This window comes from Modicisalibacter sp., assembly GCF_055145905.1.
In genome coordinates this window covers 20,819-32,032 of record NZ_JBSREH010000051.1, presented here as the reverse complement: position 1 = coordinate 32,032, position 11,214 = coordinate 20,819, and the positions used below count along the sequence as shown (strand labels likewise).

The following is an 11,214-nucleotide window of genomic DNA, read 5'->3' as shown; positions in this document are numbered from 1 at the left end:
GGGCTCGGGGCAGATCAGCGTGCTGCAGCAGTTCATCGTGATCACCGCGATCCCGGTGTCGCTGGTGCTGCTGCCCTCGCTGTGGACCGGCCCCAAGGCCGCCTATGCCATGGCCCGCGAGCAGGGGCTGATCGAGCCCCGGGACTGACTCTCCTCAGGCGTTCTCACGCAAAGGCGGCGACCGTCTCCGGTCGCCGCCCTCTCCTTTCTACCTTTTCCGACGCTCAGACGTTGTAGCCCAACACCCCCGGCAACCACAGCGCGATCGGCGGAAACAGCGCCACCAGCAGCAACGCTATAGCCATCGCCGCCACGAACACCAGCGCCCAGCCCAGGGTCTGCTCGAGGCGGATGCCCGCCACCTCGGTGGTGACCATCAGGTTGACCGCCACCGGCGGCGTGTACTGGCCGATGGCGATGTTCATCGCCAGCAGAATGCCGAACCACACCGGATTCCAGCCGAAGTGCTGCATCACCGGAATGAGGATCGGCATCAGGATCAGGTAGATCGAGATCGCATCCAGCAGCATGCCGGCGAGCAGCACCGCAATCATGATCAGGGTGAGCAGTACCGCGCCGTTGTCGGATAGCGTGATCAGCCACTCGGCGAGATGCCGGAACGTCCCCAGCATGGTGCCCGCCCAGGCGAAGATCCCCGCCAGGGCGATGATCAGCATCACCACCCCGGAGATCGTCGCCGCCTCGCCGACCAGTCGCCAGAGTTCGCGCCAGTCGAGCTCACGGGTCAGGAACAGCCCCACCACCACGCCGTAGGCCACCGCCGCGACGGCGGCCTCGGTGGGCGTGAACAGGCCGCTGCGCAGCCCGCCGAGGATCAGCACCGGGGCGAACAGTGCGGGGATCGCCTGGCGAAAGCTCTCGCCCAGCGCCGGCCGTTCGACCTCAGAGGGTGCCTCCCAGCCATGGCGCCGCGACAGCCAGAACGCCGGCAGCAGCAGCGCCACGCCGGCCAAAATGCCGGGGAATAGCCCGGCGGCGAACAGCGCACGCAGATCGACGCCCGGCACCACGATCGAGTAGAGAATCAGCGCCACCGACGGCGGGATCAGGATCGCGGTGGATGCCGAGGCGGCAATCAGCGTCGCCGAGAATGGCCTGGGGTAGCCGGCACGGGTCATGCTGGGCAGCATCACCATCGCCACCGCCGCGGCATCCGCCGGTCCCGAGCCGCTCATCCCGCCCATGATCAGGCAGACCAGCACCGCGACCAGCGCCAGCCCGCCGTGGCGCGGGCCGATCAGCGCCTGGGCGAAGCGCACCAGCCGCGCGGCGACCCCGGCGCGCTCGAAGATCAGGCCGGTGAGGATGAACAGCGGAATGGCGATCAACGGGTACTTGGCGATGCTGTTGTAGGTGTTGGTACCCAGTGCCGCCAGCATGTCCGGCGAGAGCCCGGTGACGATGCCCACCGCCCCGGCCAGGCCCAGCGCGAAGGCCACCGGCACGCCGGCCAGCAACAGCAGCCCGAAGCTGCCGATCATCAGGAAATCAGGACTCATCGTCGAGCCCTCCGCGCAGCCGATCGAGAGTCTGCTGGACCAGTCGCACGAGCATCGCGAGCGACAGCAGCGGCAGCCACACCAGGTACCACCACTGCGGCACGCCGAGCCCCGGCGACAGCGACTGCCAGTGATACTCCTGCCAGGCCATCTGCGCGCCGTAACCGGTGATCAGCCCCAGCACCACCAGCCCGGCGAGGCCCTGCAGCGCAATCAGCACACGGCGCGGTCCGGGCGGCAGGGCACGCTCGACGAGGCCGATGCGAATGTGACCGTTGCGGCGCAGCGCCACCGCCGCCCCGGCGAAGGTCACAACCACCAGCAGGAAAACCGAGATCTCCTCGGTGAAGGCGAAGGAGGCATCGGTGACGTAGCGCACCACCACGTTGGCGAAACTGATCAGGGCGATCACCACCAGGGCAAGCGTGGCCAGAACGCGCTCGAGTCGCGCATCCGGTTGCGGTTTCATGTTGACCTCATCGTGTGTCGGCCGGCACCTCGGCCGGCCGACGGGGCTTGCGGGTTGGCGACACTTGCCGCTCAGCGGTTTTCGGCGGCCTGGCGTGCCGTCTCGACCAGCGCCTCGCCGATCTTCGGCGTCCAGGTGTCATAGACGCTGCGGGTGGCGTCGACGAAGGCCTGGTGCTGGGCGTCGTCGAGCTCGACGACCTCGACACCGCGCTCCTTGATCGCTGCCAGCCGATCGTCACGCTCGCCGCGCGATTTCTCGATCTCCCAGGCACCGGCGTCCTTGGCGGCCTGACGCAGCAGCTCGCGGTCCTTTTCGGGGAACTGCTGCCAGACGTTGCGATTGACGGCGAAGATCAGCGGATCGTTCATGTAGTGCCACAGCGTCAGGTACTTCTGCCCTACCTGATCGATGCGCGCCACGTCGAACACCGACAGCGGATTCTCCTGGCCGTCCACCGCCCCGGTGGTCAGCGCCGGCTTGGCGTCGGCCCAGCTCATCTGGGTGGGGTTGGCGCCCAGCGCGGTGAAGGTGTCGTGGAACAGCGGTGAGCCGACCACGCGGATCTTCAGGCCGTCGAGATCCTCGGGCTCATTGATCGGCAACTTGGAATTGGACAGTTCGCGGAAGCCGTTCTCGCCCCAGGCCAGCGGGATCACGCCGCGCGATTCGATGGCGTCGAAGACCATCTCACCGGCCTTGCCGCCGGTGACCGCGTCGACAGCGTCATAATCGGGCATCAGAAACGGCAGCGAGAACAGGTTGAGCTGCGGGACCTGCGGCGACCAGTTGATGGTCGAGCCCACCGCCATGTCGATCAGCCCCTGGCGCATGGCCGAGAATTCGCGGGTCTGGTCGCCGTTGACCAGCTGCGAGTTGGGATAGACGCGCAACGTGATGCGCCCGTCGGAGCGTTCCTTGACCAGCTCGGCCCACTTGTCGGCGGCCTGCCCCCAGGGGAAGGCATTCGAAAGCACGGTGGAGACGGAATATTCGCGGGCCTGTGCGGTCAACGCGGTGCACAGCAGGGCGGCCCCCGCAAGGGCAGCGGTGAATCCGGTAAAGCGGCGTGTCAGCATGTCGTGATTCCTTGCATGCGCCAGCCCGCGGGCCGGGTCTGGCTACGTTATTGGTTATCATGAAGCCGGGCGGCTTCCCCGCATGCAGGTCCGGAGGATAAGGACCCGCGGCGCGCAGCTCGTGGCTGCCCGCCGAGGCACGCCCGGCACGGTGGGCGCGGGCGTGTATCGATCCAGCCATCATTGTAAAGCGCTATCGAATGAATGACAGCCTGGCAATATGCCCACGGCTGTCATCGAACCGTCACGCGGCCGGCCACCATCGCTGCTAGACTAAGGCGCCCTTTCAGACGGCCGAACCGTGGGAGCCCGCCATGAAGATGCTGGCGCTCTACAGCATCAAGGGCGGCGTGGGCAAGACCGCCTCCGCCGTCAATCTCGCCGCCGAGGCCTGCCGTGACGGCCGTCGCGTGCTGCTCTGGGATCTCGACCCCCAGGCGGCGACCACCTTCTATCTGCGCGCCAAGCCCAAGGTACGCGGCGGCGTGGGCAAGCTGGTCAAGGGCAAGGCGGCGCTCGACAAGGTGATTCGCAACACCGGCGTCGAGGGGCTCGATCTGCTGCCGGCCGCTATCGGCTCGCGGGCGATGGAACAGCTGCTGGAAGACCGCAAGCCCAGCCGCCTGCGCCGCATGCTCCAGCCCGTGCATGACGACTACGACCTGATCATCCTCGACTGCCCGCCCAGCCTGTCGACGCTGGCCGAACAGATCGTCTCGAGTGTCGACGCCCTGCTCGTGCCGGTGATCCCCACCACGCTCTCGCAACGCACCCTCGACCAGCTGCGCCACTACCTGGACGACGCCAATCAGGACTGCCCGGTCTGGCCCTTCGTGACCCTCGCCGACCGCCGCCGCAAGCTGCACCGGGAAATCGTGGACGACCTCGGCGAACACTGGCCCACCCGGTTGTCCACGACCATCCCCAATGCCAGCGCCATCGAGCGCATGGGGCTGGAGCGCGCCCCGGTGAACGCCTTCGCCCCGCGCTGCGCCGGCAGTCGGGCCTATGCCGCCCTGTGGCGCGAAATCGCCCAGCGCCTGGGCTGAGTCACCCCGACCGTCAGGGCAGCGAGGTCGGCAACAGCCGATCCCCCACCGTGATGCCATGGCGCGCGAAGAACCCGGCGTTGACCTCCAGTGCCATGCGAAACGGGACCCCCGCGGGATAGCGCGGGCAGTCGGCAGGTCGCTCGCTGGCACAGGGGACCATTCGCCGGATGGCGCGGATGACGCCCTGGGTATCGATGAAGGCGATCGACAACGGAATGCGGGTGTTGAACATCCAGAAGGCGCCCGTGGCGGATTGCTCGCGAGGGAAGAGAAACAGCATGCCGGCGCCGGCGGGCAGCCGCTCTCGCTCCATCAGGCCCCGGGCCCTGTCGGCCGGGCGCCGGGCGATTTCCGCCTGAATCGCCTGCCGCCGATCGCCACTGACAATGACCAGAGTCCGCTGTTCCAGGTCGCCGGCCTGCACCCCTGCCCACCCTGTCAGCACGCCCAGCACGGCGAGCCCGCACCAGAGCGCGAAAACCACTCCTCGTCGCGGCATCACAGCCTCCCGTCTTCCATTATGCGCATCGAAGGCGCCTCGCAGCCTCCGCCCCCCTTCTTTATACTGCTCTATCGGTTTTCCCTCAGGTTACCTGACCGCCATTCAAGGATGAATTCGTGCCCCTACGCGACCTTCTGCTCGGATTGACCGTAATTGTCATCTGGGCCCTCAACATCATCGTCATCAAGGTCGGGGTGGCGGACATGCCGCCCCTGTTGCTGATGACGTTGCGCTTTTCGCTGGTCGCGGCCCTGCTGGTGCCCTTCACCCGCTTCAACCGCCGCCAGCTGCCCTGGCTGCTGCTGCTGTCGGTAACCTTCGGTGGTCTGCATTTCCCGCTGCTGTTTCTGGGGCTCGGCCAGGCCGAGGCCGGCACCGGCGCACTGCTGGTGCAGATGGGTACGCCCTTCGCGACCCTGCTGGCCGCCGCCTTCCTTAGAGACCGGCTTGACCTGCGCCGCTGGCTGGGCCTGGCAATGTCCTTCAGCGGCGTGGTGGTGCTGGCCGGCGGGCCCTCCCTGCCGGCGCCGCTGCCCACCACCCTGCTGCTGGCCAGCGCCTTCTTCTGGGCAGTGTCGAACCTGATCATCAAGGTGGCGCCCCCCATCCCGCCGCTGACCCTGGCCGGCTGGATCGCGCTGTTCGCCATTCCCCAGGTGGGGCTGGGGTCCTGGCTCTTCGAGGATGCGCAATGGGCGGCGCTGGGCAACGCCGGCTGGAGCGGCTGGGGTGCCGTCTTCTATACCGCCGTGATGTCGTCGATCGTCGCCTATGGGGTGTGGTATCGGCTGCTGCAGAAGCATCCGGTCAGCCGCGTCGTGCCGCTGTCGCTGCTGATGCCGGTCTTCGCCGTGCTGCTGGGCATGTGGCTGCTGGGCGACCCGCTGGGAGCCAACAAGCTCATCGGCGGACTACTGGTGGTAGCGGGCCTGGCGGTGATCAACGTGCGTCTGCCCGGCCGGTGGTGGGCGCGCCGCGAAGGCACGACGCCACGCCCCTGACGCGGCACGACAAAACGGCACGACAAAACGGCAAGACAAAAAAAGGCCGGCGACAGGAGTCGCCGGCCCGGATACGACGCCGAAGCGACGCTTACTTCGTCTGGCCCGCCGTCTTGCTGGCGGTCTTGAGGTTTTCCTCGACCAGCTGCTGGCTCTGCTTGGCGAAGTCCTGGTTAAGGGCAACGACCTTCTCGGCATCGCCCTTCAGGCGCTCGCCCAGATCCTTGACGACCTTCTGCTGTTCCTCGACGTAGCTGCGGAAGCCTTCGGCATCACGCACGTCGAGCATGGCGCGCGTCTGGGCGAAGCCGGCGTCGACATAGGCCTTGGTGAAGCTCATCTGGGTGTTGACCAGCTGCTCCGTGTAATCCATGGCCATGGCGGCGTAAGCGCGCGCCGGGCCGGTATAGAAAGTCTCGAACTGCTTGTTGACCTGATCGAATGCGTTCTGGGTGTTGGTAGCCATGATAGGACCTCCGTCGTGGTGGGCTGACCTCGAAGGTTTCGGCCTTCGTTGCAGTGCAACATAGCAGACCCCTTGTTGCAGTGCAACATGCCTTGTCATGCCCGGGGCTGTCGACGGCCGCCCACGCCATCGCGCGCGGTGCAACCGTTTAAAGGCCATCGGTGGCGGCGCTTGTCCGGCGAGGTCAAGCCCCTGTAAGGTCACCCTCATACGGCCCGTGGCGATCCCCGCCCCGCCTCCGATGGCCCGGGCCCATCACAATCACAACTCCATCGCCGGGCCGGCATCCGTGAACGCCGTTTCACCGCCCGCGCCGCCCCGGAAAGAGGACGCTTGCGAGGAGCTTCTCCTTGATTCAGATCGACAACGTCTCCAAGACGTTCGGCGGCATACAGGCAGTGCGAGGGGTCTCGCTCGAGGTTGCCGAGGGCAGCATCACCGGCCTGATCGGCCCCAACGGTGCCGGCAAGAGCACCCTGTTCAACATGGTCGCCGGACTCTTTCCCCCCAGCGAAGGCCGCGTGCTGCTGGACGGCCGCGACATCACCGGCCTGCCGCCGCACAAGCTGTTTCATCTCGGCCTGGTCCGCACCTTCCAGATCCCCCACGAGTTCTCGCGCATGACCGTGCGCGAAAATCTCATGGTCGTGCCGCCCGGTCAGAGCGGTGAGAACCTGTTCAACGCCTGGCTGCGCTGGGGCCGGGTCAAGCAGGAGGACAGCGCGGTGCTCGACAAAGTCGACGACGTGCTCGACTTTCTGGAGATCACCCATGTCGCCGACGAGCTGGCCGGCAACCTCTCGGGTGGCCAAAAAAAGCTGCTCGACCTGGGGCGCACCATGATGACCGATGCCCGGATGGTCCTGCTCGACGAGCCCGGCGCCGGGGTCAACCGCACCCTGCTGGGCAAGATCCGCGAGGCGATCCAGCGCCTGAATCGCGAGCGCGGCTACACCTTCTGCGTGATCGAGCACGACATGGACCTGATCTCGGCGCTGTGCGACCCGGTCCACGTGATGGCCAACGGCGAACTGATCGCCTCCGGCGCCATGACCGACCTGCGCCGCAATGAACAGGTCCGCGAGGCCTATCTCGGCGGCGGCATGAGCGGGCAGATGGGCGAGAACGCCCGGCCTTCGAACCAGGGAGATGCCTCATGACCAGTCTTCTCGAAGCCCGGGACCTCTATGGCGGCTACGGCGGCGTCGATATTCTCCAGGGTACCAACCTGCGCGTGGAGACCGACGAGATCGTGGTGATCGTCGGCCCCAACGGCGCCGGCAAGTCCACGGCGATGAAGGCGGTCTTCGGCCTGCTGCGCATCCGTGCCGGCGACGTCCTCTACAAGGGCGAGCCGATCACCAACGCCAAGCCGGAACAGATGGTCCGGCGCGGTATCGCCTACGTGCCCCAGGAGAAGAACGTCTTCCCCTCGATGACGGTCCGCGAGAATCTCGAGATGGGCGCCTACCTGATGAAGGGTGATCTTTCGAAGCGCCTCGACAAGGTCTACACGCTGTTTCCCAAGCTCGCCGAGCGGCGTCGCCAGCAGGCCGGGCTGATGTCCGGCGGCGAGCGTCAGATGGTCGCCATGGGCCGCGCGCTGATGATCGACCCCGAACTGCTGATGCTCGACGAGCCCACCGCCGGGCTTTCGCCGCTGCTGATCGACGAGACCTTCGAGCGCATCAAGGAGATCAATGCCCAGGGCATCGGCGTGCTGATGGTCGAGCAGAACGCCAAGCAGGCCCTGGCCATCGCCGATCGCGGCTATGTACTGGCCACCGGCCGCAACCGTCACGAAGACACCGGTCCCAACCTCCTGGCCGATCCGGAAGTCGCTGAAATGTTCCTGGGGGGCTGAGATGACCGATATCCTGCAACTGCTCGTCTACGGCCTGGTGCTGGGCAGCGTGCTGACCATGGGCGCCATCGGCGTGTCGATGATCTTCGGCATCCTGCGCTTTGCCCACTTCGCCCACGGCGATTTCATGACACTAGGCGCCTACCTGGGCCTGACCTTCATTTCCGCCTTCGGACTCAGCGCCTGGTGGGCACTGCCCGCGGCGATGGTCGGCATGGCGGTGGTCGCGGTATTCATCGACCAGGTGCTCTATCGGCGCATTCGCCGCACCCAGCCGGTGATCCTGCTGATCGCCTCGTTCGGCATGGCGCTGATCCTGCGCAGCCTGGTGCAGCTGATCTGGGGCTCCGACAACCAGAGCTACACTACCGGCATCCAGTTCCCCTGGCGCCTCGACTGGCTGGGCGGCATCCGCCTCAAGCCCGATCACCTGTGGATCGTGCTGATCTCGCTGGGGCTGGTGATGGCGGTGCACCTGTTCCTGACCCGCACCCGGCTGGGCAAGGCCATGCGCGCCATGTCCGACAATATGGACCTGGCGCTGGTCTCGGGCATCCCCGCCGAACGGGTGATCATGGTCACCTGGGTGATCGGCGGCGCCCTGGCCGCGGCGGCCGGGGTGTTCCTGGGCATCGATACGCGCCTGCACCCGGTGATGGGCTGGAGCGCCCTGCTGCCGGTCTTCGCCGCCACCATCCTCGGCGGCATCGGCCGGCCCTACGGCGCGATCGCCGGCGGCATGATCATCGGCGTCTCCATGGAGATGTCGACGCTGATCATCCCCGCCGCCTACAAGCCCGCCGTGGCCTTCGCGATCATGGTCGGCATGCTCATCCTGCGCCCGCAGGGCATCTTCAAGGGGACAGTCTGATGGAACTCACCGGCATCGCGTCCTATCTCGTCTCGTTTCTGACCTTCGCCGGGGTCTATGCCGTGCTCGCCCTGGGGCTCAACATGCAGTGGGGCTTCACGGGCCAGTTCAATATCGGTATCGCCGGCTTCTTCGCGGTGGGCGCCTACACCAGCGCCATCCTCACCACCCCCGGCAGCCCCGCCTATCTGGGGGGCTTCGGCCTGCCCTTCCTGGTAGGCCTGGGGGGCGCCGTGATCGCCTCGACGATCATCGGCGTGATCATCGGCCTGATCACCGCGCGCCTGCGCACCGACTATCTGGCGATCGCCTCGATCGGCATCGCCGAGATGATTCGCCTGTTCATCAAGAACGAGGACTGGCTCTCCAACGGCGTGCGCGGTATCGCCGGCATTCCGCGGCCGCTACAGGGCACTCCGCTGGACACACCGCTGGGCTACCTGCTGGTAGTGGTGGTCTTCGTGGTCGGCGTCTACTTCCTGGTCGAGCGTGCCTACGCTTCGCCCTGGGGCCGCGTGCTGCGCGCGATCCGCGAGAACGAGCCGGCCACCGCGGCGGCCGGCAAGGACATCGCCAACTTCCGCCTCCAGGCGTTCGTGCTCGGCTCGGCAATCATGGGCCTGGGCGGCGGGCTGTACGCCCACTTCTTCGGCTTCCTCAGCCCCGAAGCCTTCCGCCCGCTCTACGGCACCTTCATCGTCTGGGTCATGCTGATCGCCGGGGGCAGCGGCAACAACCGCGGTGCCATCCTCGGTGCGGTGGTGGTCTGGGGCATCTGGTCGGTCACCGAGCTGTTCACCGACATGCTGCCGGCTGAACACGCCACCCAGGGCGCGGCACTGCGCGTGCTGCTGATCGGTGTGCTGCTGCAGGTCATCCTGGTCCTGCGCCCGCAGGGGCTGCTCCCCGAAAAGCCGCCCCGCCTGATCGCCCGGGATCGCCGTTCCCGATAGGCGGCTGGCTCAGTGCCGCTCTCGGGCGGGCTGAGCCTGCAGGCCATCAGAAAGCCCCGGCCATGGGGCCATGGCCGGGGCTTCGCGTTGCAGCGTGGCAGCGGCTGGCGGCCCATGCCGCCAACCGCCGCATCACGGCAGCTTACTTGGGCATCGTCGGCTCGAAGATACGCTTGGTGACGATCTTGCCGTCCTCGAAGGTCCACTCGCCGAAGGTACCGGGCACGTCACCGTTGTCGTCGAAGTTGACCGAACCGGACGCCCCTTCGTAGTCGATGTCCTTGCCCGCCTTGAGCAGCTTCACCGCCTTCTCGAACTCGCCGGGACCGACCTGCTCGCCCGGCGGGTTGGCAACCTCGCGCAGATGATCGCGGATCGCCACACCGTCGGTGGAGCCGGCGGCCTCGGCGGCCAGCGCCATCAGGTAGAAGGCGTCATAGGCGGTATCCAGGTAAGGCTTGGGCGGCACCGCGCCGTAGGCCTCTTCATAGGCGGTGCTGAAATGCTGCGCCCCGGGGGAGTCGTCGCGGGCCTGCGGCACCGTACCCACCGAGCCGTTGAGGTACTCGGCGCCCAGGTTCTCGACCAGCTCCGGGGCCTTCATGCCGTCGGTGAACACGAAGTTGCGGAAGTAGCCCCCTTCCAACGCCTGACGCAGGATGGTCTGGCCGTTCTCCGGATAGCCGATCAGCACCAGCGCCTCGGGATCGCCCTTGTCGGCCTGCTGCAGCTCGCCGCGATAGGCCGGCTGGCCCTTCTCGTAGGCGACCGTCGAGGCGACCTTGCCGCCCTGCTTCTCGAACGCGGTGGTGAAGGCTTCGGCCAGCCCCTTGCCGTAGTCGTTGTTGATGTAGATGATGCTGACCGTCTTGTAGCCCTTGTCGGCGGTGATCTGCGACAGTGCCACGCCCTGGAAGGCATCCGAGGGCACCGTGCGGAACAGGAAGTCGCCGTCGTCGAGCGACGTGATCACCGGCGAGGTGGAGGCACTGCTGATCTGCGGGATCTTGCCCGGCTTGGAGACGCTCTGGGCCACCGGAATGGTCACGCCGCTGGAGAGTGCACCCATGATGCCGCTCACACCTTCGACGTTGACCAGCTTCTGGGCCGCGGACACCCCCGGCTGCGGCGAGGTCTGGGTATCGCCGCTGGCGATCTGGACATCCTCGCCCATCACGCCACCGGCTGCATTGATCTCCTTGGCGGCCAACTGCGTGGCCTTGAGCGCGGGCTCGCCGTAGCTCTGCAGGTCACCGGTCAGCGGCACCAGCACCCCAATCTTCATCGGGGCGGCCAGGGCCGACAGACTGGTCGTCAGCGCAAGAGCGGAAACGGCAGCGACAAGCGGTTTCTTGACGGTCATGGAATATGCCTCCATTGCAGACCTTTGATTGTTGATTGTCGATCGGCGGGCGTGACCCTTCGTTGACATTCACG

Annotated in this window: 12 protein-coding genes; 6 read left to right on the top strand and 6 right to left on the bottom strand. The window is 66.7% G+C overall.

The window, feature by feature from the left end; translation table 11 throughout:
* Positions 1–224: 224 nt before the first annotated feature.
* From ACTCB7_RS15060 to ACTCB7_RS15050, 3 genes are all read right to left on the bottom strand, one after another.
* The gene (locus ACTCB7_RS15060; RefSeq protein ID WP_163647620.1) at positions 225–1,520 is read right to left on the bottom strand and encodes a TRAP transporter large permease; all 1,296 of its coding nucleotides are present in this window, start codon (positions 1,518–1,520) and stop codon (positions 225–227) included.
* On the bottom strand, positions 1,510–1,989 hold the full coding sequence (locus tag ACTCB7_RS15055; protein ID WP_224420823.1) for a TRAP transporter small permease: 480 nt from the start codon (positions 1,987–1,989) through the stop codon (positions 1,510–1,512). Before ACTCB7_RS15055 ends, ACTCB7_RS15060 begins: the two co-directional genes overlap by 11 nt.
* A 71-nt stretch (positions 1,990–2,060) precedes the next feature.
* Positions 2,061–3,068, bottom strand: a complete 1,008-nt coding sequence (locus ACTCB7_RS15050) for a DctP family TRAP transporter solute-binding subunit (RefSeq protein WP_463007329.1) — start codon at positions 3,066–3,068, stop codon at positions 2,061–2,063.
* A gap of 314 nt (positions 3,069–3,382) precedes the next feature.
* On the opposite strand from ACTCB7_RS15050, the gene ACTCB7_RS15045 reads away from it, so the two are divergent.
* Positions 3,383–4,117, top strand: a complete 735-nt coding sequence (locus ACTCB7_RS15045) for a ParA family protein (RefSeq protein ID WP_224420821.1) — start codon at positions 3,383–3,385, stop codon at positions 4,115–4,117.
* Between the two features lie 13 nt (positions 4,118–4,130).
* Here the strand turns inward: ACTCB7_RS15045 and ACTCB7_RS15040 are convergent, their stop codons facing one another.
* The gene (locus ACTCB7_RS15040) at positions 4,131–4,619 is read right to left on the bottom strand and encodes a DUF192 domain-containing protein (protein ID WP_224420820.1); all 489 of its coding nucleotides are present in this window, start codon (positions 4,617–4,619) and stop codon (positions 4,131–4,133) included.
* A gap of 119 nt (positions 4,620–4,738) precedes the next feature.
* Between ACTCB7_RS15040 and ACTCB7_RS15035 the strand changes: the two genes are divergently transcribed.
* Positions 4,739–5,623, top strand: coding sequence for a DMT family transporter (locus ACTCB7_RS15035; protein ID WP_463007328.1), 885 nt, complete (start codon positions 4,739–4,741; stop codon positions 5,621–5,623).
* A 91-nt stretch (positions 5,624–5,714) separates the two neighbouring features.
* Here ACTCB7_RS15035 and ACTCB7_RS15030 read toward each other — a convergent pair whose 3' ends face one another.
* Complete coding sequence (locus ACTCB7_RS15030; RefSeq protein WP_224420819.1) at positions 5,715–6,089, bottom strand: phasin family protein; 375 nt, start codon at positions 6,087–6,089, stop codon at positions 5,715–5,717.
* A gap of 350 nt (positions 6,090–6,439) precedes the next feature.
* Between ACTCB7_RS15030 and ACTCB7_RS15025 the strand changes: the two genes are divergently transcribed.
* The 4 genes from ACTCB7_RS15025 to ACTCB7_RS15010 are packed head-to-tail and all read left to right on the top strand — an operon-like array spanning position 6,440 to position 9,777.
* A complete protein-coding gene (locus ACTCB7_RS15025; RefSeq protein ID WP_463007327.1) occupies positions 6,440–7,249 on the top strand; it encodes an ABC transporter ATP-binding protein in 810 nt (269 codons plus the stop codon).
* The gene (locus tag ACTCB7_RS15020) at positions 7,246–7,953 is read left to right on the top strand and encodes an ABC transporter ATP-binding protein (protein WP_463007326.1); all 708 of its coding nucleotides are present in this window, start codon (positions 7,246–7,248) and stop codon (positions 7,951–7,953) included. The genes ACTCB7_RS15025 and ACTCB7_RS15020 overlap by 4 nt, the downstream gene beginning before the upstream one ends.
* Position 7,954: 1 nt before the next feature.
* Positions 7,955–8,824, top strand: a complete 870-nt coding sequence (locus ACTCB7_RS15015; protein WP_463007325.1) for a branched-chain amino acid ABC transporter permease — start codon at positions 7,955–7,957, stop codon at positions 8,822–8,824.
* Positions 8,824–9,777, top strand: a complete 954-nt coding sequence (locus tag ACTCB7_RS15010) for a branched-chain amino acid ABC transporter permease (protein WP_463007324.1) — start codon at positions 8,824–8,826, stop codon at positions 9,775–9,777. The genes ACTCB7_RS15015 and ACTCB7_RS15010 overlap by 1 nt, the downstream gene beginning before the upstream one ends.
* 142 nt (positions 9,778–9,919) lie before the next feature.
* Here ACTCB7_RS15010 and ACTCB7_RS15005 read toward each other — a convergent pair whose 3' ends face one another.
* Positions 9,920–11,140, bottom strand: coding sequence for an ABC transporter substrate-binding protein (locus ACTCB7_RS15005; RefSeq protein ID WP_463007323.1), 1,221 nt, complete (start codon positions 11,138–11,140; stop codon positions 9,920–9,922).
* Positions 11,141–11,214: the final 74 nt, after the last annotated feature.